This window comes from Streptomyces sp. NPDC004539 (assembly GCF_040610055.1).
Taxonomy (GTDB): domain Bacteria; phylum Actinomycetota; class Actinomycetes; order Streptomycetales; family Streptomycetaceae; genus Streptomyces.
Window position 1 is genome coordinate 268,646 of the sequence record NZ_JBEXLS010000012.1, and the last position, 25,925, is coordinate 294,570.

20 protein-coding genes and 1 pseudogene are annotated in these 25,925 nt (G+C 68.5%); 8 read left to right on the plus strand and 13 right to left on the minus strand.

Features of this window, described 5'->3' with window-relative positions:
* Positions 1-37 precede the first annotated feature (37 nt).
* The gene (locus ABZX85_RS25480) at positions 38-259 is read right to left on the minus strand and encodes a hypothetical protein (protein ID WP_355872831.1); all 222 of its coding nucleotides are present in this window, start codon (positions 257-259) and stop codon (positions 38-40) included.
* 292 nt (positions 260-551) lie between these two features.
* Positions 552-1,090 (minus strand): annotated as a pseudogene (locus ABZX85_RS25485) (ATP-binding protein); the annotation flags it as partial.
* 399 nt (positions 1,091-1,489) lie between these two features.
* On the opposite strand from ABZX85_RS25485, the gene ABZX85_RS25490 reads away from it, so the two are divergent.
* On the plus strand, positions 1,490-2,641 hold the full coding sequence (locus ABZX85_RS25490; RefSeq protein ID WP_355872834.1) for a hypothetical protein: 1,152 nt from the start codon (positions 1,490-1,492) through the stop codon (positions 2,639-2,641).
* A gap of 137 nt (positions 2,642-2,778) precedes the next feature.
* On the opposite strand, the gene ABZX85_RS25495 is transcribed toward ABZX85_RS25490, so the two are convergent.
* Positions 2,779-5,187 (minus strand): UvrD-helicase domain-containing protein, encoded by a 2,409-nt coding sequence (locus ABZX85_RS25495; protein WP_355872837.1) that lies wholly within the window; start codon positions 5,185-5,187, stop codon positions 2,779-2,781.
* A gap of 522 nt (positions 5,188-5,709) precedes the next feature.
* Between ABZX85_RS25495 and ABZX85_RS25500 the strand changes: the two genes are divergently transcribed.
* From ABZX85_RS25500 to ABZX85_RS25520, 5 genes are all read left to right on the plus strand, one after another.
* Complete coding sequence (locus ABZX85_RS25500; protein ID WP_355872839.1) at positions 5,710-7,086, plus strand: helix-turn-helix domain-containing protein; 1,377 nt, start codon at positions 5,710-5,712, stop codon at positions 7,084-7,086.
* 54 nt (positions 7,087-7,140) lie between these two features.
* Entirely contained in the window at positions 7,141-7,641 is a 501-nt protein-coding gene (locus tag ABZX85_RS25505; protein ID WP_355872842.1) for a hypothetical protein, read from the plus strand.
* A 50-nt stretch (positions 7,642-7,691) separates the two neighbouring features.
* The gene (locus tag ABZX85_RS25510) at positions 7,692-8,552 is read left to right on the plus strand and encodes a nucleotidyltransferase domain-containing protein (protein WP_355872845.1); all 861 of its coding nucleotides are present in this window, start codon (positions 7,692-7,694) and stop codon (positions 8,550-8,552) included.
* A 91-nt stretch (positions 8,553-8,643) separates the two neighbouring features.
* The gene (locus ABZX85_RS25515; protein WP_355872848.1) at positions 8,644-9,057 is read left to right on the plus strand and encodes a hypothetical protein; all 414 of its coding nucleotides are present in this window, start codon (positions 8,644-8,646) and stop codon (positions 9,055-9,057) included.
* Between the two features lie 240 nt (positions 9,058-9,297).
* Positions 9,298-10,983 carry a DUF6119 family protein gene (locus ABZX85_RS25520; protein WP_355872851.1) on the plus strand — a complete coding sequence of 562 codons (1,686 nt, stop codon included), beginning with the start codon at positions 9,298-9,300 and terminating at the stop codon, positions 10,981-10,983.
* A 39-nt stretch (positions 10,984-11,022) separates the two neighbouring features.
* On the opposite strand, the gene ABZX85_RS25525 is transcribed toward ABZX85_RS25520, so the two are convergent.
* From ABZX85_RS25525 to ABZX85_RS25570, 10 genes are all read right to left on the minus strand, one after another.
* Positions 11,023-12,870 (minus strand): hypothetical protein, encoded by a 1,848-nt coding sequence (locus ABZX85_RS25525; protein ID WP_355872853.1) that lies wholly within the window; start codon positions 12,868-12,870, stop codon positions 11,023-11,025.
* A gap of 275 nt (positions 12,871-13,145) precedes the next feature.
* Positions 13,146-14,081 carry a hypothetical protein gene (locus ABZX85_RS25530; RefSeq protein ID WP_355872856.1) on the minus strand — a complete coding sequence of 312 codons (936 nt, stop codon included), beginning with the start codon at positions 14,079-14,081 and terminating at the stop codon, positions 13,146-13,148.
* A 173-nt stretch (positions 14,082-14,254) separates the two neighbouring features.
* Complete coding sequence (locus ABZX85_RS25535; protein ID WP_355872858.1) at positions 14,255-15,454, minus strand: endonuclease domain-containing protein; 1,200 nt, start codon at positions 15,452-15,454, stop codon at positions 14,255-14,257.
* A 144-nt stretch (positions 15,455-15,598) separates the two neighbouring features.
* Positions 15,599-16,648, minus strand: a complete 1,050-nt coding sequence (locus ABZX85_RS25540) for a hypothetical protein (protein WP_355872860.1) — start codon at positions 16,646-16,648, stop codon at positions 15,599-15,601.
* Between the two features lie 258 nt (positions 16,649-16,906).
* Positions 16,907-17,941 (minus strand): ATP-binding protein, encoded by a 1,035-nt coding sequence (locus ABZX85_RS25545; RefSeq protein ID WP_355872862.1) that lies wholly within the window; start codon positions 17,939-17,941, stop codon positions 16,907-16,909.
* Positions 17,929-19,998, minus strand: coding sequence for a transposase (locus ABZX85_RS25550; protein WP_355872864.1), 2,070 nt, complete (start codon positions 19,996-19,998; stop codon positions 17,929-17,931). Before ABZX85_RS25550 ends, ABZX85_RS25545 begins: the two co-directional genes overlap by 13 nt.
* 77 nt (positions 19,999-20,075) lie before the next feature.
* Positions 20,076-20,789 carry a TnsA-like heteromeric transposase endonuclease subunit gene (locus tag ABZX85_RS25555; protein WP_355872867.1) on the minus strand — a complete coding sequence of 238 codons (714 nt, stop codon included), beginning with the start codon at positions 20,787-20,789 and terminating at the stop codon, positions 20,076-20,078.
* Positions 20,790-21,210: 421 nt separating this feature from the next.
* Entirely contained in the window at positions 21,211-21,867 is a 657-nt protein-coding gene (locus ABZX85_RS25560) for a hypothetical protein (protein ID WP_355872869.1), read from the minus strand.
* A gap of 298 nt (positions 21,868-22,165) precedes the next feature.
* On the minus strand, positions 22,166-22,663 hold the full coding sequence (locus tag ABZX85_RS25565; RefSeq protein WP_355872872.1) for a hypothetical protein: 498 nt from the start codon (positions 22,661-22,663) through the stop codon (positions 22,166-22,168).
* A 353-nt stretch (positions 22,664-23,016) separates the two neighbouring features.
* Positions 23,017-23,544 carry a hypothetical protein gene (locus tag ABZX85_RS25570; RefSeq protein WP_355872875.1) on the minus strand — a complete coding sequence of 176 codons (528 nt, stop codon included), beginning with the start codon at positions 23,542-23,544 and terminating at the stop codon, positions 23,017-23,019.
* Between the two features lie 908 nt (positions 23,545-24,452).
* Here ABZX85_RS25570 and ABZX85_RS25575 point away from each other — a divergent pair.
* Both ABZX85_RS25575 and ABZX85_RS25580 read left to right on the plus strand, forming a co-directional pair.
* Entirely contained in the window at positions 24,453-25,244 is a 792-nt protein-coding gene (locus tag ABZX85_RS25575; RefSeq protein WP_355872878.1) for a hypothetical protein, read from the plus strand.
* A gap of 83 nt (positions 25,245-25,327) precedes the next feature.
* The gene (locus ABZX85_RS25580) at positions 25,328-25,924 is read left to right on the plus strand and encodes a helix-turn-helix domain-containing protein (RefSeq protein WP_355872881.1); all 597 of its coding nucleotides are present in this window, start codon (positions 25,328-25,330) and stop codon (positions 25,922-25,924) included.
* Position 25,925: the final 1 nt, after the last annotated feature.

The following is a 25,925-nucleotide window of genomic DNA, read 5'->3' on the forward strand; positions in this document are numbered from 1 at the left end:
CCCGAAGACACAGGAGCAGAGTGCCGACCCACCGGCCTCACCGCATCAAGAACTGAGCACGTTCATCCGTACGCGGCTGTGCACGTTCACCTGTACGCCGACACAGGGTGATGGTCTCGGGTTCGTACTCCCACCGGATGCCGTTGCCGTCGAGGGTGGCGGCCCAGTCGGCTTCGAGCCGGGAGCGGAACGTGGTGTCGCCGTAGCGGGTGGGGACAGCATCTATGGAGGCATCGGGGACGTCGGGCGTGCTGACCAAACCGGGCTCCTGTCCTGCTTCTGCGACTGCGTCGATTATGCCGGTGACCGGCAGACACACGGCGCAGCTGGCTTGAGAACCAGAGACACCGGGCCGACGACGGTCCCGCGACGCCGGCCGGGCGAGGGACTCCATCCGGTTGCGCAGCACCGACTTCGACGTGCCTCCACCCGAAGACCTGTGTCAACGGCCATTTGTAATCCCCGGTGGCGGCCAGATGTCCCTCGCACTCATGGCCGACTCGACGTCCCCGGCAGCGGCCAGATATCTCCCCGCCGTTCTGAGGATTCGTTCACCTCAGAGGCATCACCCCCTTCCCGGTGGTGGCCTCGGTGAGCCGGAACGATTCACCCTGCGTGACCACGACGTGAGCGTGATGAAGGAGGCGGTCGACGGTGGCGGTGGCCAGGGTCTTCGGCATGATCTCGTCGAAGCCTGACGGGTGGAGGTTCGAACTCACGGCCAGTGCCCGCCGTTCGTAGGCGGCATCCACCAGGCGGTAGAAGCCCTCGGCGGCGTCCGGCGAGACGGGCAGGAGCCCGATGTCGTCGACGATGATCAGGTCGGTCCGGATCAACCGCATGGTGGCCCGGGCCAGGGAGTCGTCGGCTCGATGACGGCGGACCAGAGCCCCAAGGTCTTCGATGGTGAACCATGCGACGGTCAGGCCGGCTTCGACCGCGGTCTGCCCCAGCGCCTCCGTGAAGTGCGACTTTCCCGTCCCGGACGGGCCGCAGATGCAGAGATTCTCCCGCGGCCGACCCACTCCAGCGTCTTGAGCGAGTCCTGGACCTGGCGGGTTATGGACGACTTGGTCTCGTCCCAGTCGCCGGCCAGACCCAGGAGCCTGGTGGTGTCGGCGCCGGGTGGCAAGGCGGCGATACCGGCGGCCAGGTCACCTTCGCCGGTTCCCCAGCTGGCTACCAGTTCGTGCCGGTCGGACGCGACGCTGTAGCGGGTCATGAAGCTGCTCCTCCCGGACATGCGATGCCATGGTGCTGGGCTAAGCCTATGGGGAGGACCGGATCCGGAGCATGCGATGATCCAGATCCGGTCTGAGGTGGCCGCAGCCGTGTAGCCTCCCGGTACGAGGCTCCCTGCTGAACTCGCGGCGCTGGCCGGTGTCTTGCGACCCTCCGACAGCCTGTCAGTTCTCGTCCCGGGGGAGCCCCGCGCGGCCCGAGGTGACGCGCGTTGTCCAGTTGGCGTCGTGTGCCGCATCATCACGCCATGAGTGATCCCTCCCGCCGCCCCAACCAGGGCACAGGCCTGCTCGGCCCGAACTACGCCCGCCGCAACCAACCCGGCCCCACCGCGGACATCGAGGGAGGGGGACGGTGGGTGGCCGTCGACGAATCGGGATGGGACGGTGACCAATTGCACGGCGAGCAGCGCAGCCGCTACCTGTCGATCGGATCAGTCGCCATCAGCGACGCCGACGCCGAGCCCATCGTCGATGCGATCCGCACCGCCAGCCGCCTGCAGGCACCGGAGCTGAAGTTCTCCAAGGTCTTTGCCGGCCCGAAGAACGGCCAGCGGCGCTCGGTTCTGTCCGCGCTGCTGGCACCGGGCGGTGCCTTGCATGAGAGGGCATCGGTCTATCTGATCGACAAGCACTACTTCGTCGTGGGCAAGCTGATCGACCTGTTCGTCGAGGAACAGGCTCACAAGCAGGGCCGCAACATCCGCAACGCCGGCCGTGCACGCAAGATGGCCCGCAGCCTGTTCGATGAGGGGCCGCGCGCCCTGGGGCCGGCGCTCTTCGACCGGCTGCTGTCGTCCACCGTCGCGTTCACCTCCCACAAGAACCGGGACCAGCAGGTCACCGTCGACGACTTCTATGAGGTCGTGGAGGAAGCCTGGGCGCGTTCCCGTCGGCGCAATGTCACCGAGACCTTGGCACTGCTGCGCACCACACGGGAGGAAGCCACCGAGTACCTCCAGGACGCGCACGGCCCGGACGCGGCCCTCCCACAAGCTCTGGAGCCCCTGATCCCGGCCGTTGCCGCGATCACCGCGAACTGGTCCCGGAAACTGGGCAGGGTCAACATGCTGGTAGACGACCAAAGAGCCCTCACCGATACGAACCTGGACGACATCGAGAGGGAAGCACGTGACCGTGGACACCCCGAGTTCCGCTACCTGTCCAGGGGAGTGCACCTGGGACACCTGCTGCGGGGACAGTCCACACAGCACCCCTCGCTGCAGCTCGCAGACCTGATCTCGGGCGCGGGGTTCTCCGTGGCGCAGCGCCACAGCGGGCTCGCCAACCCCGCCGGAGAAGACCTGCACACCGTTGTAGTGCCCCTCATCGACGTGGCGGGCATGCTCCCTCACGACGAGCCTGCCCGGGTGGCCCACCCTGCTCCTCCAACAGCTTGACCTTCGGCGCCGCGAGGCCACAGAACGGAGGTTGCCTGACGGCCACAGGCCGTGCCGACCACACAGGAGGACAACCCGAAACCAGAGCAGGTAACCATCCTGTGGCAGGACGCAGACAAGATCAACCAGGAGCCCAGTCAGGACGCCTTTGACGCCGAGTGCCGTGCTTGGCGAAGGTGATCGCGCAGCAGCGCGCGCAACTGGGGCAGCGGAACGCGAGCGCCCAGAGCGGTAAGGAACGCCGGAACGCTCCATGTGATCAGGGCGCCCTGGCGGGACAGGTAGAGGCCGACCCGGTCGATGGCGTACGCGTCGTCGTAGTCGAGAAGCAGGTATCCGGCGAGTTGCTGTACCGCGGGGCGGTTGATCGTGTGGGGGCGGGTGGTGGCCTTGCAGTCGATCAGCAGCCCGCCCACGATGAAGTCCGCGTCGGCGCCGCCGAGGTCACTGCTGCCGGTGAACACCGGTCCGCACACCCGCTGTTCGCCCGGTAGCCGCCGAAGCGGCGCAAAGGGTTGTTCGGCGAGCGCCATCTGTTCGGCGATGTCTTCCAGCACATACAACGGGACCGCCGCCGTCAGCTGATCGAGGGTGGTGCGTGCGTCGGCCAGGGCGAGCAGGTTGCGGCGCCGGGCGAACACGCCGTTGCGGTAGACCGCCTCGTAGAACCCCGCCACGTGACACAGCCGGGTCAGCTCCTGCTCATCCAGCCGGGGTGCACCCTCCAGGTGGGAGTGGAGCCGGGCGAGTAGCCGGGTGCCGGCCGTGTGCAGGGCCGCTCGCACCTCGGGCGCGGGCGCACCGTCGAGCGGGTAGGTGCTGCCGAGCAGGTGAACGCCGGTGGTGACGGCGTCTCCGGGGCCGTGGCCGAGGGCGAGCCGCAGGCGGTAGTCGATGGTGCGTCCGAGAGCCGCGTAGTCGGGACGCCGCTCGTCCATCGGCTGCACCGCAGGAGGAAGTTCCCGCGACCACTGCTGGTATGAGCCGACCATACGCTCCGTGCGCGGCAGATGCCGGGCCAGGAATGTAGACATGGGTGAGCGCGGGTACTGAAGCTGCCCCGTCAAAGGCAGCGCGGCCAGCGGCACACCCTCCGGGGTACTTGTCACCGAGGTGCGAGGGTTCTGCCGGATCCGGGCCTCGGCCCACTGGATCCCAGCGGTGTCCAGCACTTCGCGTGCCCGCGTCACCGCCACGTAGATCAGCCGTGCTTCTGCCGGATGCACGCCCCGTTCCTGGTGCTCGTCCGCGGGCGTGAAGCCGTCCCCGATCCGTACCCGCCGCCACTCGCGGCCCTTGGCCTTGTGCACGGTGGATACCACCACACGCGCCTGGTCCTCGTCGACCATCCGCTGGACGGCCGTGATGATCTGCTGCGGCCCGTAGGTGTCGACGAGTTCCACGATCGCCTTCAACTCCGCTGCCGCGGAATCCTGTTCGGCGTACTCCTGCACCTCACCCCAGGACGAGAACAAGAACAGCTCATGATGCGAGGTCCGTCGGCCCGCCTGAAGGTCGATCGCCGCCTCAGCGATCTTCAGCAGCGGCTTGCCGCCGCCGGCCAGCGCAACCGGCACCCCTTCCTCGAGGAAGCGCAGCACCTCGGCGAGCGCGTCCGCGTTGCCCCGGCACAACACCGCATCGGGGACCTCGACCTGCCCCAGCCCGGAGGTTCCGCCGGCGTGCCCGGTCAGCTGCATCGTCGACGAGGCGGCCCGCAGCCACCGGTTCGCCACCGCCGCGATCGCCGGGCCGAACCGGAACGACTGCGTCAACTCCAGCTGCTGTCCCGGAAAACCGCTCATGATGTCCTTGGCGTGTCGCCACTCATAGATCTGCTGCGCCGGATCCCCGACGCACACCCGCTGGGCGTCCTGCTGCAGGAATATCTCCTCCAACACCGGGTTGGTGTCCTGAGCCTCGTCCAGCAGCACGAAGTCCGCCGGCAGCGTCGGCCGTGTCAGCGCCCACATCTTCAGATAGTGGTCGTGCTGAAACGGCAGCTTCCCCTCAGGTAGGCAGATGTCGTCCCACGCCCACCGCGCCCGCTTCAGCAGCACCTCCGCCAGATACTGCGCGCCCTGGTCGTCCAGCCCGTTCACCGGCCCCAGATGCCGTGCCGCCACCTGTTCATCCGTGCTGTAGCAAAAACGCCGGACCATCTCCATCACGAGCCGCGCCTGCGTCGTCGCCCTCAGCCGCCGCTTGCCCACCGCCAGGTCCCGGTCCAGCCCCAGCAACTGCGCCGTGCGCTTGAGCGGCATATGGCGAGAGGCGTCGAGACGATCCTGAAACCGGCGGCCTACCGCGCGGTGCGCCAGCGAATGCGACGTACGGCATTCCACGTTCCGCCCGAACCGGCCCTTGGCTTCTTCCGCGATCGGCCTGTTGAAGGCCACGTACAGGCCCCGCCGCCGCGTCGCCGAGCCCATCATCACCAGCGTGGACGTCTTTCCCGTACCGGCGCCGGCCACCAGGGCCAAGTCCTGGCCCGCGGCGAACGCCTCCCGCGCCGCCTCCTGTTCAGCCGTCGCCCTCAAGGCCACGCCGCACGTCCCTTCCACCCGCACTGCGAGTCATTTCACCCTCGGTCCTGGTTCCGGCCGCGAGCGATCAGCATGGCAGCGCCCACTGACACCAGGTCGCTTCACATAAGACATGCGCGCGAAACATCGGAAAGGCGGCCGATTCCGATGCGACGGCCCGTCCGTCTCGCCGCCGACGCACCGATGCCGCGGTCGCCGGGTTCACGGTCAGTGCGGTGCGCAGGGAGAAAGGGAATCTCGGCATGTGCCAATCCGAACCAGGCCGGCCACGTGCCGGCTATCTGACGAGAAGAACTGCCGACGTCCGGTGGTCGGCAACCCGGTGGGGAAAACCTGCGTGTGCTTTTCAGTCTCCGTGCGCCGCGGACAGGGCTGTTACTTCGGCCTCCGGGTGACGCTCAGTTGGGCAGCCCAGCAGACTGCGGGCCGGATGTCCGAGCCCTGGTGCAGGATGGGGGCACTGCGCTCCACGTCCCTGCGGGGAGCCAGGGCCGGGGTCTGTTGCGTCAATGGGGGGCGTTCGTGTTCCAGCGTCATCTTCACCGTCACGATGACGTCAATCTGGTGATGTCCGCGCTGGGGGACGATCCCCAGTGCCTGCCGGTCCTGATCGCTCTGGGTGCGACACTGCGCCGGGACGTGGCTTCGGCGCTGCGGGAGGTCATCGCGACCGGGGCGTGGCAGGGCGACTTCCGTGTCCGCAGCGCCGCGGCCCACTGGCGTGAGGAACCCCGCTTCCAGGTCTTCCTCGAGCACGGGCTCGAAAAGCGCCGCAACCGCGGTCCCAAATATGAGCACCTGAACGCCGCTCTGCTGACGTTTCCCGAGACCCGTGCCGCCCTCTACCGGGTGAGCGCGGCGGAATGCCCGCAGCACTGCCGCACCAAGACCGCCACCTTTGCCGAGGACCGGCATGTGGATGACTACCGCCAGGCACTGTTCGGCTGGTACGCCGCCATCCAGCACGCGCACGCCTGCGTCGTGAGGGCGGCGCGCTGGTTCGCGAACGCGCAACCGCCCGACTCCCGCCGGCCGGAGGCCTTCACCGACTGGATGACGGGAACCCGGCGCCGACACGGCAGCGGTACCGTCCAGGAGACGGAGCCGGCCGCCCAGCGCGCCCTGCAGGAAACCATCCTGATGATGCACGCCTGGAGCCCGCACACCTTCGAAGCCATCGACGTGGCCTTCCAGAAGGCGGAGGGAGGAGACGCATCCCACGGCTGGGGCGGCAGCTTCGAGCCCGCCGGCCGGCCCGAAGCCCAGGCGGCCGCGGAGGCACTCGCGAGCGTCCTTTCCCCACAGGAACGCCAGCATGTCCGGGACGTCATCGACGGGATTGAGACCGACGACGAGCACCGCGACATAGACCTCGCGAAGGACAGCACTCTGCCCTGCACCAGCGACCGCCACCGCACCTACGGCGCCGACCCCGGCGAACGCGAGGACTGCGCCACGGCCCGACGCCGCGTATACGAGGAGGCCTCCCAGCCCTGGAACGAGGGCGTCGACCGCGCGGCCGACGCTGCCCGGCTCGCCCGGTTCCTGCTCGGCCCCCGTACCGACCGAATCCAGGCCGCCCTCGCCACGGCCCGTGCAGCCGTTGCCCGTGACACCACCGAGAGGGCGCCGCAGGTCTGGCACGACAACACCGAAACCCTCCGAGAAGCCCGCGAAGCCGCAGGACTCGATCTCCACGACGCCGCCGGCCACCTGGGCATCAAGCCCGCCACACTCCAGCGCTTCGAACAGGCAACCGGCAAGCTCCCCGGCCGCCCGGTCTCCCTCGGCTACCTCCAACTCCTCACCCTGACCTGCACCCAAGCGGGCCACACCGCCCCCGGCTGCATCCCGCACGCCATCTCCCAGCCGGTGGTCTCGCTGCCGACCACCCTGTAGTACGCCACCGCGCCCACACCCCTGCCGCACTCCACCACCCTGTGAGGAATCCCCGTGTTCGAAGACGTACACCAGCGGCCCTGCGGACGCCCCACCAAGTCCGGCAACCCCTGCCGCGCGCAGTTCTCCGGCCCGGGCTTCGCCTGCAAACTGCACACCACCGACCACGAAAAAGCCCTTGTGGACGCCTACCGGCAGGGCCTTGAGACCGGCCGGGCGCAAGAAAGAGAGTGGAGACAACGCACAGAGGCCGCACAGGTCGAACGCCTTGAGCGCCAGATACGGACCCTGCGGGAAGAACTCGACGCCAAGAACCGCCGCTTCGAGGTCGACGGCGACCAGGCCGTCACCGTCGACGGCTACGGATACCGCTGGAGCGGCCCCGGCACACTCGAAGTCGGCGACCGTGTGCTCCTGCCCGAGAACTACGTCAGCGCCCTGCGCCACGGCCCGGGCCCCTTCCCCGGAACCGTGACCGAACTGGGCACCACCTACACCGGGACCCTCAGCACGATCATCTCCCGGGCCCCCGCCACCCCACGGCAGACCGGCTGAAACCACAAGCCCAGGGCACCGGCATCCGAACCGACCAGCGGAGGTCTTCCGTGAAACGCGAGCGCGCCACCACGCTCCTGAACGACATGCTCGACCGCCTGGAGGAGGGAGGCTGGCCGCTGGACCTCGTCGACGAGATCCTCGTCTTCGGCTCCTACGCACGCGGCGCACTGAACCCCTCAGACGTCGACATGGTCGTGGAACACCGCAGAGACGACCGCCTCACCTCCGAATTCCTTCACGCCCTGTCCTACGGCCGCGACCCCTCCGCCTCGATGAAGCGCGCCCTGAAGGGCAACAGCCGCGGTCTGCAGATCCACTTCGGCGAACGCAAGACCCTCGAAGCGGAAGGATTCGAACTGACCCCGCTGTGGAGGCGGGGCGAACCCGTCGACGCCGCCCGCGCCCGGCTCACCGCCATCACCCCCGACCCCGCGGCAGGCCGGGCCCCACGCGACCACATGATCGAAGCCTTCGACGGCATCGACCGCTGGGTCCCGCGCCCGGTCCGCATCACCCTCACCGAACTCGTCGACCGCAACGCCGTCACCATCCGCCAACTCCAGCTCCCCGACGTCCAACCCGCCCACCCCGCAGCCCACGAAGCACTCACCCGATGGACCGACACCAGCCCGCTGCGCCGCGCTGCAGCAGCCGCCCTCGCCCATCTCGAAGCCACCTCCCGACCCCTCGACTCCGTCTACCTGCACGGGGAACCGGTCATCGGCAGCCGCTACAGCGACACCACATGGCAGACCGGCATCGGATTCGGCTGGAGCCACTACCGCAGCATCTCCCACCACCTGCAGGAGGGCACCGACTGGTTCGAGGTCGTCCGCCCCACACGGACCCAGCCCCTGCACACCCTCCACATCACCGTCCAGGACCGCTCCGCCCTGCCCCGCCGGTGACGCACACCCATGCCGGGGGAAGCTTCAGGGCCGCCCGCAGGACGTGGACCGGAGTGTGCCAGGGTGAGCGGGGAGGAGGAAACGGTGCCGGGTGAGTACGCTGCGGGTGGACGTGTTCGCATACGACATGCCGTGCCAGCAGTGCTCGATGCCCTTGCGGTGGGTGTTCGGTCTGCTGCCTTCGCACCGGCTGGACGGCAGCGAGTTCACCACGACCGACTTTCCCGAAGCCGTCGATGTGGCACGCCGGATCCTGGCCGACCCCACCGGCGACACCATGGACCTGGCCGCGCAACTGCACGACCGGCCCGCCTGGCAGAAGGGGCGCAGCTTCAACCCGAACACGTGCGGCCACTGCGGGCACCAAGCCGACTGGCACGTTCTCGACGACGTCATTCACCATGCCCTCCACGGGCGATGGATCCGCGCGGCACAAAGCCGGGTACCGGTGCCGCAGTGGCGCGCGATCCGCGGTCGCGGGCAGGGAATCTCCTGGACACCGTGAACCACCCCGGCCCGCATGCTGAGCAGCCGAAGACAACTGGCTCCTTTTCCTAGCTGCCGTAGGGGACGGGGCGCTTCCCCAGCAGATGGTCCGGGCTGGTCCGGTGACACATGGCGGAGGCTGTGCAGATTCCGGCCGTCCGGCATTCCCCATGGGCCGGATAGATCTGTTCGGCGGTGAAGACGGCGCCCTGTCTGCTTTCGTGGTGTCTTCAACTGCTTCGCGCATGGGGAGGCCGTCTTGGGCAGCACCCGCACATCCCGATCCGGCACCCGCAAGTCCACCCTCCACCGGCTCAAGCCCCCCGAGGGCACTACCCCGGAACTGCGCAAGTTCGTCCGCGAGAGATACCTCGACAGTGAGGACTACCAGGCCAGGGAGTTCACCCGCCAGGGGATGGAGGGCCTGCTGATCACCGGAGGAGTTCCCCGAGAGCGTGCCGACTGGTGCAGCGCGGTGGAATCCATCACCGGCCTGGAAGTCAGCGAACGCAGCCGTGCCGCGGCGGGACTCATCCTCATGCGTACCGGCCGTGGCACCTACGCGCTGAGCTACGGAGTCGGGCAGCACATGCTGGACCCCTACTTCCGTGACGACGAGTTCGGACTGGAGTTCGCGACCCGCTGTCTCAACGACGACGGAGTCATAAAAATCCGCAACCAGATCATGGACGGCAGAGGCCGGGTCGACGAGTACTCGGTGTCACGGGGCGAGCGGATCGACGACTTCGGCCTGGACCGTTTCGGAGCCGTCGTCCGCCGCATCTGCGGCACCGTCAGCGGACTGTCGCTGACTTCCCTGGAGACGGGCAGGACACGACAGGTCCGCGTCGAGTGCTCACAGGCCACCATCAAGCTCCCCCTGGCCACCACCGTGGAACAGTTCCTGAGCGACCTCCAGGCGATCGAGGACGTATGCGCGAGGCCCGATCCGCTGCCGCAACTGCGTTTTGTCAGCAGGGTCCACACCCTCGACAACCGCAGCCACAAGGCCGTGCAGGCCCAGGCGATCCTGGAAACGCACCTCACGGACCCGAAGAGCCCCCGCTTGACCATCGGGGTCCCCGACTCCTGTCAGGAAAGCTACAGCTCGGCCCAGGCATTCCGCGCCAGACGAGGCACCCGCACGATCGAGACAAGCGATCTCGAACTGCACCACCTGCTGCAGCTCATACAGGACAAGCCCGCAGGAGAACGACTCAAGGCCCTCGGCGACGTACGGGTCACCATGTTCAGCGACGACGACTACCAGACACCCGCCGGCGTCACCACCAACGGAAAAGAGTGGCTCATCGCCGACATCACGATGGGCACCGACCGCCTCTTCTACGGCAACGGCAAATGGTTCGAGGTAGGTGCCGGCTTCCTTGAGACCCTGGAAGAAGAACTCACCGCCCTGTTCGCCCAGCCGCAGACGGTCACCCTGCCGCCATGGCCCAAGGGCCCGCCCAACTCCAAGGGCCACGACTCTCACGACGAGGACTGGTTCAACCACCAGGCAGCGAAGCCCGACGGGTATCTCCTGTTCGACAAAAAGGACATCGTCACGGAGAAATTCAAGGGAGGCGGACTGGAGATCTGCGACGTCCTCGGCCCCGAGAACCAACTGATCTGCATCAAGAAGGCACCCGCCAGCACAGCCCCCCTCAACCACCTCTTCGCCCAGGGCGTGGTCGCCGTCGAGACGCTGCGCAGCGACCTCGACGTACGGACCAAATTCCTGGAACAAGTGGCCGCGCACACACCGGACCATCGCCTGCTCCACGACTTCGGCACACTCCGGGTGGTCTTCGGGATCCTCCTGAAGGACGGCCAGGACATCCGCGTCGACTCACTGTTCGCCTTCGCCCAGGTCTCGCTGCTCCAAGCAGTCAGACGGCTGCGCGCGATGAACGCGGAGGTCGAAGTCGTCGCCATCCACCGCTGAACCAAGGAGAGCCTCACCGGTACGGATGCGGCACCGCGGTCAACTGGTGTGCACCGGGGCGTGGTCGAAGAACCTGTGCTCGTCGTCGATATGGATTTCTCGCACGCCGGGGTAGGCGCGGGGGAGCGGGTCGTTGGTCGCGGCGATGACCTGGCAGGCGTAGCCGTCGGGTGAGGGGTCGTCGGCGATGGAGATGAGGGTGTCGATCAGCCGCACACTGGTTTCCTGGTCCAACCCGGTGGACCCCAGGCCCGCGAGCGGCGAGTCGATGATCAGCAGCGGCGGAACCTGTACCGCAGGGTCCGCCCGGCCCACGTCGCGCAGGGACAGGAGCGCCGCGATGTTGGTGGCAGCCTTCGGGCTGCCACCAACCGAGATGTCCGTGAACGTCTTGACGGGTTCATGGTGCTCCTTCACCCGGACGGTGAAGTCCTGCGGATCGATGGAGGCGGTCTCGACGGCAGGGTTGATCTGCCGCAGCCGGTCGAGGAGGAACGCCGACCACCGGCCGGTGACATCCTTGCGGCGGACGTCCTGCGCGGTCTTGGCTGCATCCCGGGCGGCCTGCGCCGCTTCCATCGTTTGCTTCGCCGCCTCGACCACCTTCTCCTGCGCCCGGATGAAGTCGGCGTCATCCAGCCTCCGCTTGAGCTGGGCGACGTCCCGGCTCAGACCATGAGCCTCCTTCTCCGCCTGCTGTGTCGCCTTGCGCGCAGGAGCGAGATGATCGTGCTCGTACGCGTCGCGGGCCGCGAGCGCCTCCCCGGCGGCCCTCTCCGCCTCCTCGACGGCCCGTGCCGCGGCCTGGGCGGCCTCACCCAGCCCCTTGTTCCGCAACTTCAACTTCTCCACCCTGGCGCGAACAGCCGCGATCTGCTGCTCCCGGTGGTCCTCGCCGCCGGAGTGGGTCTGACCGCACTGACGGCACAACCCGGGATCACGCTCGGGAAGAGCCTGCCCGCAGCGGGTGCAGCCCTGTGGCCCCGGGTTCAGCAAGGCGATGAGCTCGCCTTCTCCCCGTGCCTGATCGGCCACGGCGCCGCTCAGCTCGGCCCGGGCCGCCTCGGCCTGCTTGGCGGTCTTGCGGCGTTGCTGTTCGGCCGCCTTGTGCAAGGCGACGAGCCGCCCGTGCTCCCCGACCGAGACGGTCAGGAGGTCGGAGGCCTTCTTCCAGCGATTGGCCGCCGCGAGGTGCTCGCGCTGCTTCTGCTCGTACTCGGCGCGGACACTGTCCGGGTCGGCGACGGCGCCGGTGTCGCGGAGCTTGTTGAACTGGTTCAGCGCGGAACGGGCGGCACGGTAGCGGGACTCGGTCTCCGAGGCGTTCTTCTCCAGCCCCGCAAGGTCCTCGTTCCACAGCCCGAGGATCACCTCCAGGGCCAGAATCCGCGCCGTGTCCTTCTCTCCACCAAGGAACTCGGAGGAGATCGTGTTCTGCCGCAGAGCCATCGCGGTGCCGTAGAACTCGTCCAGTCCGACACGGGTCGTGCCCCGGGCCGCAGCGGGAAGGCCGAGCAGATCCTGGATGAACGCGCCCGCCGTGATCCCCCCAGTCTTGGCCGCGGTCACGGGCAGCGAGTGTTCGAACTCGTCACGGGCGTCGAGATTCTTCACCAGGACCCGCGCCCGGGGATCGGGCCCGCTGCGGGTCGCCTGCCAGCGCGTCCCGGCGACCCGGAAGACCAGGCGGACAAACTGGCAGGCGCGCACCTCCGGCATGACCGTCGCGTTCGTCAGCCCCAGCGGATACAGCAGGGCCTCGATGGCAGTGGACTTGCCCGATTTCGAGTGCCCGACCAGGAAGGTCACCAGGCCCTTGAAGTAGCGGGCATACCAGACGCCGTCCCGCTGGAATTCAAGTCTTTCGATGACGAACGACGGACCCACGGGTGCTCCTCGGCTCGGCTGTGCTGCTCTCCCCGTGAAAACGAGCGTCCGCCGAACGGGTGACGCCCCAAGGTCTTTCGGGCGGAGCCTCCTCCGGGGCAAGGCACCCTGGCGGACGCCGAGTTGGCCACCGGCACCGTAAGCCGGCCACCGTTCCGCTTTTCCGGGAGCCGGCCGCTGCGTGCTCCGGGGAGCAAGGCCGCCCGGAGTACGCAGCGATCTGGTCAGCTGTCTTCCCGGAGCTCGGACGGGATGTGGCGCGGCGGGCCTCGCCGCTACCCCGCTTCCGGGGAATCGGCCAGTGCGGTGCGGCACGCTCGCCTCAGCTCGGGCAGTGTCCTGCGGGCGCCCAGCAGTTGCAGGAAGTGCCCGGTCTCCCAGTCGATCAGTCTGCCCTGCCGCGACAGGTACAGGCCGACCCGATCGATGCCGTAGGCGTTGTCGTAGTCGAGGAGCAGGTAGCCGGCGAGCTGGTACAGGTGGGACCGGCCGATGCGTTCGGGATGGATGGTGGACTTGCAGTCGATGAGGCATCCTGCGGCGATGAAGTCGGCGTCGCCGCCGCCGACATCGTGGCTTCCGGCGAAGACCGGCCCGCACACCCGTTGCGGGAGAGGTATCTCCAGGACCCATCGCAGGGCGCCGGGACGGTCGGCGAGCGCTGCCTGCGCGGTGAGGTCGCCCGGCACATAGGAGGGGACCTGGTCGAGGAGCCCGTCGAGGCCGTGGGAGAGGTCGGCGCGCAGCAGCGGGCTGCCTTGCCGCAGACCGGCGCGAGCCACCGCTTCGAACCAGGCTGCGACAAAGCACAGCCGGGCAAGGTGTTCCTCCGCGGCGGCCTCGCCCAGCAAGGCTCCGGGGAGCGCGGGCGGCTGTGAGCTGAGTTGGGCGAGGAGTTCCTTGGCTGTTTCGGCGAGGGCAAGGGCGGCTGCGCAGGAGTGCGTGTCGGCCAGCTGCATGGCTGCCAGTCCGATTCCGGTCACCACGGTCGAGGGCACTGGTGAGCCGAACGCGATCCGCAGCCGCAGGTCGATGGCCTGCCCCAGGCTCTGGTGGTCGATCGGCCCGCTGCTGTGCGGCCGGAGCACATCGGGGAGCTGCGGCAGGCGGGAGCGGTAGTCGCCCACCGGCGCCGCAACATCGGGCAGTTCCGTGTCCAGGAAGAGGCGAAGGGGCGAGCGGCGGTCATTCAGACAATGGGTGAGGCTCATGCCGTCACCTGCGGACGGATTCCGGCAGGAGCGGGCAGCGCGTACACCATGATGCGTCTCGTTTCGTTGGTGCCCGGCGGAAGGCGGATCTGTGCCGCCTCCCGGGCTCCCCGGTTAACGGGCGGGCTCGGGAAGGAGAGAAGTCCAGGCGATGAGATGAGGGGGACGGGCCGTCATTCGGAGTCCTGGCCGGGGGTGTCGACACCGGCTTCCAGGGCCTTGTCGACGAATTCCCGTACCAGTTGCCTGACCTGAGCAGCCAGCACGACCTGCTCCCACTGGGGTGCGAACGCGCACTGCCAGCACTGCATCCGCAAACGGACCGATCCGTCTTCCTCCACCGCTCCCCACGCGGAGTGGGGTGGCTGCGCGCACGGGCCGTGAGGGGCGAGCACGATCGTCTGCAGCACGATGTCGGGCTGGTGGCGCGGCGGCACGGTCCTGTTGCGGCGGCAGCCGTCGCACAGCAGGAGATGGCGGACCGCGCCCGGCCGGTGGATGAACCGGTGACCGCTGCCTTCGTAGGTGTTGCAGCTGGCGCACACCGGGCCGCGCACGAATCCGTGCGTGTGGCAGTGGTCCCAGTACAGGGCCTGCCGCGGACTGGGGCACAACCGGCACAAGAACGCCTCGGGCTCCGAGTTCTTCGGAAGCGACGCGTACAGCCTGCCGCGCAGGTGGTTGTTGTAGGGGCGTGCCAGGGTGGTGGTGCACGTGGGGCACAGGGTGGTGTAGCCGCTGTTGCTGGATGTGCGCCACGCCCAGACGTCTCCGGTGGCGTTGCAGCGGCTGCATCGGGCGGCCTGTTCGGCGCACTCGGCGGCGATCCGGTCCGCCCGGTCGAGGAGGGCGGCGTAGGCGCGCGGGACCATCCAGGCGGTGCCGGACCATGTCAGCAGCGGCAGGGGGCTGGTGCACGCGATGGGCCACCGGCCGTAGCGTTCCTTGACCTGCTCGAGGGTTGCTCCGCACCCCAGCCCCTGGCGGTTGGGCCGGGTGCGGCTGCATGGCTGCTGTCCTTCACAGCGGCAGCCGTTGGTGCTCTGGTCCTGGTAGGAGATCCAGTCGAACCAGCGACGGATCTGCGCGCGCCACGTCCGGTCGTGGTCGGCGGAGGAGAGGCGGGCGTCGACCAGATCGTCGGGGTCGAACGGGACTGAGGCAAGTCGTTTGCCGGCCGTGCGGATGTCCCGGTCGTCCAGCCGCCACCGGCCCTTGTACTTGTGGCCGCGGACAGCGGTGTCTCCAATGAGGACGTGGTTGCTGATCTGAAAGGTGTAGCGGGACAGGGAGGCGGGGGCTGCGGGAACGGGACAGCCCTCGGTGAGTTCTGCCAGCAGCTGGTTGGCGTAGTCCGGGCTGATGGGTGCCATGAGCGTGTTACTCCTTGCAAGTGTGAGGTGTTCAGGGGTGGGGCGGCAGATGCGCCGTGAGGACCGGGGGTCCGCGCATGTCGGCGCTGCGCAGCTCAAGCCGCAGGTGTGAAGCGGATGAGCCGGGTACGGTGATGGAAGGCGCTATGGGTGTGGCGCCTCTGAAGTTCGCGGCCAGGACATGGGCTCCCAACCGCCGGTCAGGAAGGCGGATCTGGCTTCTTCGACCAGGGTGCGAGGACGGCGGTCGGTGAGGAAACTGGCGCGGTCGCTGTATTCGGCGGGCCGGGCTGCCGCCTGGTGCACCGTCCACAGCACATCACCGCCGGCTCCGTCCGCGGCCGTGAGCAGCCACCGCTGGAGCGGATCCGTCCGTGCGGCCTCCCGCGGGCCGATCCGGGCACAGGCAGCGAGCCAGTCCGCGAGCCATGGCCGACCGACCCGGCGGCCGATCTCCCCGAGCAGCATCGTCGCGGCGGCAGCCGTTCCCGCCGCCGCGGTGGTCGCACGCAGCCGTTGCTGCCAGCGCGAATCGCCCAGCAGCCGAGCGACGGCAATCGTCTCCGGATAGGTCAGCAACGCGTGCGGCACGACGGCCGCCGGCGTGCATCCCGTGACCGCGGCCAGCCGGCGCACACGGTCCTGCCAGACCGTCTCGGAACGCCACCCCTGCACCTGCCACGACCACACCACCGCCGCGGCGAGGGCCACCACCTGTCCGGCCCACGGGTGAGTCCTCACGAGAGCGGCATGACGCCGATGAGCCGTGAGCACTTCGGGCAGCGTCTCCAGCGCAATGCTCGCCGGCCGTTCCGCGTGCGCGAGGAGCCAGCGACCGTGGCGCCGGCACACGTGCCCGGCCGCTCCCGGGTACACCAGCACGGTCTGCCCGTGCCGCCAGGCCCGCCCGGTGCACGGGGGACAGGCCCCCACCCACGCCTCGCACGGTGCGTACCAGGCGGCCCGCCGGGCCTCGTCGTCCACGAGCCGGCTGTGATGGGCGGCGAGGCTGGGCAGCATGGTGGTGAGCCGGGGCAGGGGCAGGCCAGCGAAGTGAGCCAGCTTTGCCTGCGCGGAAGGATTGAGGAACAGTTCGAGGCCGGTAGCCGGGGTGCCTGTCACCTGCACCCCGTGCGGGCCGCCCAGGATGCCCCGCAGCAGGTCTTGGGCCGGCAGCCCGAACCAGGCGGTCATTCTGCGCATCCATGAACCGGTCAGTTCCCGCTCGACGGCCCGCAGCTGAGCGGGCCTAGGTTCCGGCAGAGGAGATGCCACCGAGAGTGTCCTTTCGAGCAGACAGCAGAAAAGGGCAGGGCGTGGACCGGGGCCGGGTCAGACAGATGTGTGTTCCGCCGCCCCAAAAGGAGGGGAAGCCACGGGACCCCGGGGGAGCAGGCTCACGGGGATGCAGCCATGAGGCCGTATCACCGTGAGCCCGCCCGGCCAGGCCGGCTAGCGGTTGGGGTTCTGTCTACGCGTGGCGCGTGCCGCGTTCGTGGCCTGTACGTCGAGCACCACTTGCGACAGCAGGCTCTTCGTGATCCTGTAGCTCCCCTCCACGATGGAGCGGATCGCGGCCTCCCGGATCACGAGGGAGAGACTGGCCATCACACCGCCGGTGAGCAGGTGAATGTAGTTGGCGTGACGGACCAGCGTCCCGGGCCGGTGCCGGGCCAGTCGCAGTGCCCCCTCCATGTCGCTGAGCAGCTTGCGCCACGTGGCCTTCTGCTCAGGGGTGCCGTTGAGCAGTGGGGGAGTACGCAGGATCTTGAACCGGGCAGAGAGCTGGGCGCCGCGGGGCCCGGTCAGCAGCGGCGAGTTCTCCACATCGACACCGGCCAGTACGAACGTTGCGGGTACCCGCTCAGCCAGGGTTTTGACCTGGTCGGAGGTGTCGGCGCCGGGCTGAGTGCGGGTGTTGAGCAGATGGACATCGTCGAGGAACACCAGACGGGTGCCCCGCTCGCACAGCACATGGCACACGGCGTCGGTGATCGTGTTCTCGGTCATCCGGTCGTGAACAGGGATACAGGCGAACCGGGCCAGCACCTGGGCCAGGCTCTTGGGCGTGTACGTGGGCGGGATGGAGGCGAACGCCACGGGCATGCGGTCTTCGCGGCCTGGCCGGCGGCGCCGCTCGCTCAGCTCGAAGGACCGGCCGAGCTCGGCGAGCGTGGTCGACTTTCCTGCTCCGGGAGGCCCGGACACGATCAGGCCGCGCCGGGCTGTGCCCCGCTGCCGGTTGTTCACCAGCAGCGTGTACCTGAGCTCGGTCTGCGCCCGTGCCATGGCAGGTGACTTGAGGATGACGAACTCGGAGTGGTAGTCCAGCAGCCCTTTGTCGGTCCAGGACGGATCGTCCACCGGCGGCGCGGTCACGCGCGGGCGCAACACGTCTGCTTGCCACAAACGGCAGTTCGTGACCGGACCGGGAGCGACGTCGTCGTCGAAGAAGTCGTCGTCTGCGGCAGGGGTTACAAAAGCCACTGGTCGTCCTCCGCAACCGCATCGTTGAGGACCAGCGATCCGCCGTCGCCTTCGACGGCTTTCGGCTCGTCGCCCGGGAGACAGAAGTCCTCGTCGTCCTCGTCGGGGACGGTCTCATCGTCGATCTCGGGCGCCGCGTACACGCCGGCAAGACCGAACGACAGCGCGGGCACGTCCAGGATGTTGACCTCACCTGCGGGCACCTGCACCGCACCTGATGCCCGTGACTTCGCCACCACCCGCCGTTCCGTGGCCGACATTTTCTCCTTGCCGGCGGCCTTCTTCAGGAACCGGTCCAGGGCCAGGGCCAGTTCAGCCTCGTGCTCCTCACGCGAGCCGGTTCGTTCGACCACCTTGCAGATGTGCTCCCAGACGTGGTGAGTGAACGGCAGACTGACCGAGGTGGCATGGATCCATGGCAGCTCACGGAACCCTTCCGGCAGCCGGACCCAGACCCGGACGGGGTCGTAGGGGTTGTAGTGCACCTCCCACATGCCCTTCTTCGAGGCCACTCCGGAACCCTGCCTGCGGTGGTCGTTGAGACAGACGTCGTCGTAGGTGCGGTAGTCGAGCCGGATGCCGGCATCCGTGATCGCCCGCCACGCCACCGGCAGCAGCTCCACGTAGTCGTCCGACGTCAGCGGCACCGGAACGTACCCCGTCACGGGAAGCAGAGCCGCCCACATCTGGTTCGGTGTGAGGGCCTTCTTCGGCATCAGCGGGTGGCGCAGACCCTCGTGCGGGCGGTGGTGCCAGTGCACGCAGAACTCATCCCACAGTGCCTGGATCTCCGCCATGGTCCGCAGCGGCTCCTGCTCGACCTTGGAGCCGCGCTCGCTGACGTTCGAGCCGGTGAAACCGGCCAGCCACTGGTAGAACAGGGAGTTGATCGAGCCGAACGGCCGCTCCACGTGTCCCTTGGCCGGTCCGTTCGCCGGAGGCACCGGCTGCAGCGAGATACCCAGGCTCTCGCATGCGGCCCGGGTGGCGGGCGAGACGAACACCTTGCCCTGGTCGACCACGACCGTCTCCGGCACGATCACCGGGCGGGCTGCCGCGTCCTTGAGCCGCTCGTCCATCGCGGTCAGCCGCTCATGCGGCACGACCGACGCAGCCATCGACAAGGACGCATCCCAGCCAGGTCGCATCACCATCGGCGTCATCATCTGTGCCAACAGCACGGCGACGTCGGTCAGTTTGCTCCCTTCTGGGCGCATCACCCCCCACAGGCTGCGTGTGGCCACGTCAACAGCAGTGGTCAGCTCCAGCCGCCCTACCACCCCGTTGTCGAAGGCCACCAGCGCGTTCACGGGGGAACTGTCCAGCATGACGATCTCGCCGGGGCGCAGCGCCAGTGTCGGCTTGAACGGCGGGGTCGGTCGCGAAGCGCGGGCGCGCCGCTGCGCCACCGTCCCCTGCAGGCCGAGCACTTCCTCCACGGCGTCGATGAGCTTGTTGAACGTCGATGTCGGAGGAGCCTTGACCGCAAGCTCCTGGTGGTTCGCATCCAGCCACCACCGCACCTCCCGCCGCATCCGCTTCTTCCACCCCCGAGAACGGGAGCGAAGAGCCTCCTTGGGCAGCAGGGCGCGCAGCGCATCGACCACCAGGGGATCGGCCCGGTCCAACCTCGCGGAGCCGCCGCGTTTGTTTCTGACCAGCCCCCATACCCCGTCCTCGTGGTAACGGGCGCGCCACCTGCGCACCGTTGCCCGACTCACCTCCAGCCAGCCCTGGGAGGCCAGTTCATCGGCCTTGGCCTGCTCACGCTGGGCCAGCGTCGTGGAATCAGGGTCGTACTGCGGTTTCACCGGGCCCTTGCCATCCGGTGTGGGATCCCCGGTCTCCACCTCGCGGACATGCCGCTCCAGGTCAAACGCACGCCACTGCTCGTCCTCGGGAACGGTCGACAGCAGCCCCATCTGCGGCACCCGCAGACGCGGCGGACCACCCGCCAGAGCGAAGGAAGGATCAGAGAGCAGTTCAGCCAGGCCGAACACCGCCAGGCCGTCCTCCCCGTCCTTCCCGGCCAGCCAGATCCGCGCGCCGGACGTCATGGTCCCTTCGACACCGGCGACGGTCCACTCCCGTCCGCTGTACGTGAGAGCAGTTCCGACCGTAAGAACCGGCCGGCTCACCGCCCAGCCCCCGCCCCGGACGCCACCGCAACGACCCGCTCGTGCAGCGGAAGCTCCAGCGGTGCACTCAGCACACCGGCCCACAGGGCGTGGAACACCACCGGCCACACCGCGATCGGGTCACCCAGCAACCGCACCCCCTCGACCAGAGCCACGGGCGTACGGAAACACTCGGCCACCTCGGGCAACCGGCCCCGCGCACACCGCGGATGCCGGTAGCCGGCAAGCCAGCGCACATTGCCCTCCACCACGCACGACGGAGGTCCCACGAGCCGGTAGTGCCACCCTGCCGCAACCGCTGCCGCCTCGACATGCTCGGCCCGCCGGACCAGCCGCCGCCCTGCTCCGAACCGGCCTGCGCAGTCCACCAGCAGCCCGCTGCCGTCCGCCAGTCGCGCCATCAGATGCGGCGCATGCGACACGGTTTTGCTGCCCCGGCCTCGCCACAAAAGCTCCACCGGCCGACAGGCCAGCGCCACCACCCCTGGATCGCGGTCCAGCATCATGACCTGCGTGCGCATGGCCTTGAAGCCGTAGTGCACCAGGGCGCGGTTGGTCGCCGACCACCACCAACCCGGCGCCACCCGGCGGCCCTTGAGCACCGGGAACTGCCGCACGGGGAGACACTCCTCCAGCCGTTGTTCGCCAGCGGCCTCAAACCACGGCGCTTCGTGCTCGACGCCGGAAGGATCTACGAACCGTGCGGTCATGCAAGCCGGATCGATGAGGCGACGTCTGGCAGGCGGGGCAAGAGAACCGGACTGTCGGGTCATGGAAGACGAAGAAGACACGAACAACTCCCATACGGGGAAGGGCAGGACTGAGGAGCCGCCCGGGCAGGGCGGTGTCCTGGAAACGGAGTCGGCACAGACCGGGTCCGCCTACGGCGGCGGACCGCAGGCGAGCGCGCCGTGCTCATGCAGAAGGAGCGGAAGGACACTGGACTGGGGAAGCAAGCCATCGTCGGCACACGCACCAGTGCGATGCCGACGCCAAGGAGCGCTGCGCCAGCGGATTTGCGCAGCGTCTCCCGACCGTTTACGTCCAGAGGGCTCAATGCGGCTCATCAACCGGCCAGCAGTGAGCATGCCCGCCCGCGGCGCCACACGAGCCGCGGGCCAGGGCGCGATGTCAGGACGGCAAGGACTTCACCAGTTGGGTCAAGTTGTCGAGAAAGGCACGGAAGCCCTGGGGATCCCGCTCGTCCAGCTCGTCCAGCTTGCGGTTGGTCATGCCCATCAGGGCGTCCAACTCCTGCCCGGCAGGCTGCTCAGGCTCCTCCTCGCGCACCGGAGCGGGCAACGCCGCAACCCCCGAGCTGGCCTGCTCCCTCAGCGCTGGAGTGGGCCACACCATGCCCTGCTGGTCGCGGTGCACCAGCAGCGCCAGCACCAGCCACTCCACGAGGTACATGCCACGCCGCGGCTTGCCGGGAAGGTCGCCCAAGAGGCGCCTGGCCAGCTCGTCCGCCGGCAAGGGACCGGGCTGCAGCGCCGTATCCGCCACCGGAACCGACCAGTGCGGACGGAACACCCCTTGCAGCAGCAGCCGCGCGTAGGTCTGGTCCTCCTGCCAGCGCTGCGCGATGGTCCAGCCGGCCTCGGTGACCGCGAACTTCCCACGCCCGCAACTGATGAACAGACCGACCTCACGGCCGAACCGCAGGGTCTGGGTGGCGGTTTCGGGGGTCAGGCCCACCTCGCGCGCCACGTCTGCGCTAGTGATGACGAGCCGCTGCTCGCCGCTGGCGAGTGCAGCAGTCAGCACGACCTGCCACTGGCGCCGCATACCAGCGCGATCCGAGGGAGATGTCCGATCTCCGGATGCGGGAGGAGAGCAAAGGACCACTGAGCAGGCGGGGTCGGCATCCGGAGGGGCCGAGGAAGAGGCATGAGAGAACAGACTTTCCATGTGCGTGAGGCCTTTCTGATCTTGCTGCACGTGCGGATGACACGCCACGCACCGCCCTCCGCACGCTGGGTATAGTGACGGGGCGCGTGAGGCCGATTACATGCGCACCGTGACACCGCCGGGCTACCACACACCGGCGGTGTTCGGTCTTTCGCGCAGGCTCAGGCCAACTGATTCAGCGGTGTTCGGTTCTGACCCACTCACCGCCAAGCCGGTAGACGCCGATACGCGGGCGCACGAGCAGCCCCTGCTTGACCAGGTTCGTCAGTTCCGGACTGGTGTTCTTGACGTTCACGCTGGGCAGCACCTTCTGAACGTGCTGAGTGATTTCCTTGGTCGTCGCTTCCCCCTGCTCCAGCAGGAATTCGCGGATCGCCTGGCTCACGGCCGCCCGCGCACACGGCGGATCACCGCTGTCGGGCTCCTCGGCGATGCCGGTGCCCGCCTTCGGGCCCGTATCCGCCGTGTGCCGTCGGATCTGCTCTTGGAGAGCACTGACCAACTCGTTGGCACTCTGCGCCGAGCCTCCCCGCACCGATTTCTCGGCCCGTACCTCCGCCAGCATGCGCTCCACGTCCTCTTCACGGCGGCACACCGAGTCGAATGAGGAGTTCTTACTCGCCGCCAATTCGATTGCCTGCTGCAACATGCGATGCAGGACGGGCAGTTGCACGGCCGGTACCTCCCCCCCCGGATTTCGGATAAGAAGCTCTTGTGAGGGGCGAGTGTATGAGCGATGCCGCTGATCGAGGCTCTCGGTCCGGGCCTGCGCGCAGCCCCAACTGCGGCCACTGGGCTCAGCGCACCGCCCCCACCTGCATCAATCGACTCTCCCACCGGTGCGACAGTCCTCAGAAGAATCCCACCATCGGGTGAGGCACAGGCTTTCCGACTGTACCGGGGGCACGGACAGGTGCCCGGCACAGACCGGCGACTTGCCCGAACCCCCGCCGCGCTTACCCGCAGGTCCCGTCGAGTGAGTCCGCGCCCTGCGGAAATCCGGCTCAGATGCCAGTGCTGGCGAGATCACAGCGCTCGCTGCCGCGCCAGGCGGTGCGCCTCCTGCAGAAGCTGGAACACCTTGTGGTCCCCACCCGGCCGGTCGGGATGCCAGGCCGCCGCTGCGGTCTTGTAGAGCCGGGGGACGGGCAGCCAGGAGGAAGGATCCGCATCCGCCAGCTCGCGCAGCAGGGGCACAGCCCGCTCAGGAGGCATCGGTGTTGCCGCAGTGATCTGGTCCCACTCGGCGTGGAAGCGAGCGACTTGCTCGCGCCGGTCGTCGCGTGCGAGGGCAGCCCTGGCGCGCCAGTTGGCCTGCTTGCAGGCGTCCGAGCAGAAGCGCGGGGCCCGGCCCGGCTTCGGGAGCCGGTTCCATGCCAGCCCGCACCAGACGCACGTAAACCGCTGAATGATCACACCTTCACGCGCGCGCACTGAGCGCACCTGACGTGTCACGTCCATGTCCTCCGATCCGCGTTGCACCACGGCTACCGCATGCAGGAAGCGGTCATCGGGCGAACCACGACACGTCACGCCAAGGAGGGACGCGAACAACGGGTCGGCCCCAGTCCTCTCCACCGCCAGGCAAGCACCGTTCATGGCCTGCGGACCTGTCCAAACAGCTCCTTCATTCGTATCGCCGCCCAGCCCACCGCACTCTGGCGCACAGAAACCTGCACCTGTCTGACCTGTGAAAACTCAACCAGGACGGCACTGTGCCCCAATGGCAAGGCCGCATCTTCGCAGTGCTGATTTCGTAACGTCCGCGCACGCAGGTCAACCCGCACTGCCGTCACGCCCAGACCCCAGCGCGCCTTCCGCCTGCGGGGAACACGCGCTCCCGCCTGATTCGTAACGCAAGTCCGCGCCGGTCCGCGAAGAACCGAACTGCGAGAATGCCGACCGGTCTTGGCCCGGGGCCATGAAGAAGAGACGAAGAGCGGCGCCCCTGACAGCAGCCGGCTGGCCTGACATCCGGCACCGGACACCCCCCCGGCCCGGAGTCGCACCGCAGGAGCCATCTCGCACCGGCATACCGAGCCCCTGAGCAGGCCAAGGAACCCGCGCATGGGACATACATTCGCACGATCCCCTCTTTCGGGGAGTGGCCCGCTGCACCGGTCTTCCATATCGGCGCAGGTCACCACGGGTACACCAAGGGCAGAACCGTTCCCCTGAACAGCCGCACACCCTCGCCGGTGCGGCATGCTGGGACGCAGCGGAGCGGGTGGCCACACCCCGCCCGCCCAGGCGCCAAGACTGAGACCAGGCGGAGGTCTCTGCCGCGCGGCACCAACATCCCCCGGCCCAGGCGGCCGAGTTGATAGCAGCCGCACGTACCTCATGCGCAATGCGCCGTCCCCCGTCGTTTTCTGATCCCTGTCCCTTGCCCGCAACCGCGAACGGCGTCGCCGCCGACGGCCCGACAGGGCACCCTCACCGATACCTCTGGCAGGAACACCATGGACTCGCACTTCCCTTCCCAGGACCACCTGCTCAGCCGAGGCCCCCGGCCCCAGCAGCTCCCTCCGCCCGCCGAACGGCGCCGACTGCGTGAACTGTGGGGCGCCACGCTCGAGGAGGTCGCCGACGCCCTCAATGCAGAGCCGGAAACCATGGCCGAATGGGAAGCCGGCCGACACAATGCCGACACGGCCGACACCTATGCCTACGCGTGCCTGCTCAATGCCTTCCGCGAGCAACTCCCCACCGCCCACGAACCAGACTGGGCGGCGCTGCGCAACCCCCCGGCGACCGCGCCGCCCGCACCCGCTGCCCCTGTGATCCCCGCTCAGGCGGCCCCGGACCGTGCCGAGGACAAGCCGGCCCGCCGCGGAGCCCGCTGGACCTGGGAAGAGAAGGACTGCCTGCGCACCGAGTTCCTCGCAGGTACCCCCGTCCAGCAACTGGCCGAATCCCTGGGACGCAGCGAAAAGGCCGTGCGATGGGTGCTGTACCACCTCAGGCTCATCCCCTTCCCGACCGACGATGTACCCGCGCCACGCGCCAAACCGGCCAAGCCCAAGGCCTACACGGTTGAGGAAAAGCGCAAGGTCCATCCCAACGCCTACGAACCCTGGAGCACCGAAGACGAACAACGCCTGGCCGAACGCTGCGCGCAGGGCGCATCCCTGGCCGAACTTTCCCAGGAATTCGGCCGCAACCACGGGGGGATCGCATCCCGCCTCATCAAGATCAACGCGGAGGGTCCCGCCGTTGAAGAGGCATGGGAGTACGGGGGAGAAGGGCACTGACGCAACCCTTTGACACGGCCTCCGCACACCCCTAACATCAATGCCTAATCAGATATCGAAGTGCGCATGGAGGGTGTGGTTCGGTGCTGCTGACGACCGGGCAGGCGGCAGAAGAACTGGGGTGTGCTGTCACCACCTTCCGGCGTCTCGTGCATGCCGGATTGCTGCCCGGCCTCTCCCAGCGCGGTGTGCGGGTCATGATCCCCCTCGCAGCGGTGCAATCCCTCAGCACCCGCCGCCGCGCAGCCCTGGACGAGATCGAGGCCGAGGAGATCGCCGTACTACGGGTCGACGCGGCCCAGCGAGCGCACGAGCCCGACCGGGACTGGATCGGCTTCGCCGCCTCCCTCACCCCGGACGACGTCCTCAAGTCACTGCGCGGCTGGTGGAGATGCGACGCCGCGAGCGTCGCGGCCGGGGGAGTACTGCCGGTGACCCTGTCCGGCTACGTGGTGGCCGTCCTCACGGGCCTGGAGCAGTGGGAGAAGAACGACCAAGGCCGTCATGCTTTCCCCGGCGCCCGCCTGGCCGGCTACGTCACCGACCTGGCCACCCCGACCACCACCGTCACCTCCCGCGTGGACGGCGACCAACGGCTCGCCGAACTGCTTCTGGGTACCCGGCTCGCTTCCCACTCCGGCGGCGCGATCGCCTACGTACCCACCCACACAGCCAGCTGAA

Excerpts from the sequence above, each read along its gene's own strand:
- ABZX85_RS25555 (WP_355872867.1), bottom strand. The coding sequence starts at position 20,789 with ATGACCGCACGGTTCGTAGATCCTTCCGGCGTCGAGCACGAAGCGCCG.
- ABZX85_RS25530 (WP_355872856.1), bottom strand. The coding sequence starts at position 14,081 with ATGAGCCTCACCCATTGTCTGAATGACCGCCGCTCGCCCCTTCGCCTC.
- ABZX85_RS25560 (WP_355872869.1), bottom strand. The coding sequence starts at position 21,867 with ATGCGGCGCCAGTGGCAGGTCGTGCTGACTGCTGCACTCGCCAGCGGC.
- ABZX85_RS25575 (WP_355872878.1), top strand. The coding sequence starts at position 24,453 with ATGGACTCGCACTTCCCTTCCCAGGACCACCTGCTCAGCCGAGGCCCC.
- ABZX85_RS25550 (WP_355872864.1), bottom strand. The coding sequence starts at position 19,998 with ATGACGTCCGGCGCGCGGATCTGGCTGGCCGGGAAGGACGGGGAGGAC.
- ABZX85_RS25540 (WP_355872860.1), bottom strand. The coding sequence starts at position 16,648 with ATGACCGCCTGGTTCGGGCTGCCGGCCCAAGACCTGCTGCGGGGCATC.
- ABZX85_RS25535 (WP_355872858.1), bottom strand. The coding sequence starts at position 15,454 with ATGGCACCCATCAGCCCGGACTACGCCAACCAGCTGCTGGCAGAACTC.
- ABZX85_RS25490 (WP_355872834.1), top strand. The coding sequence starts at position 1,490 with ATGAGTGATCCCTCCCGCCGCCCCAACCAGGGCACAGGCCTGCTCGGC.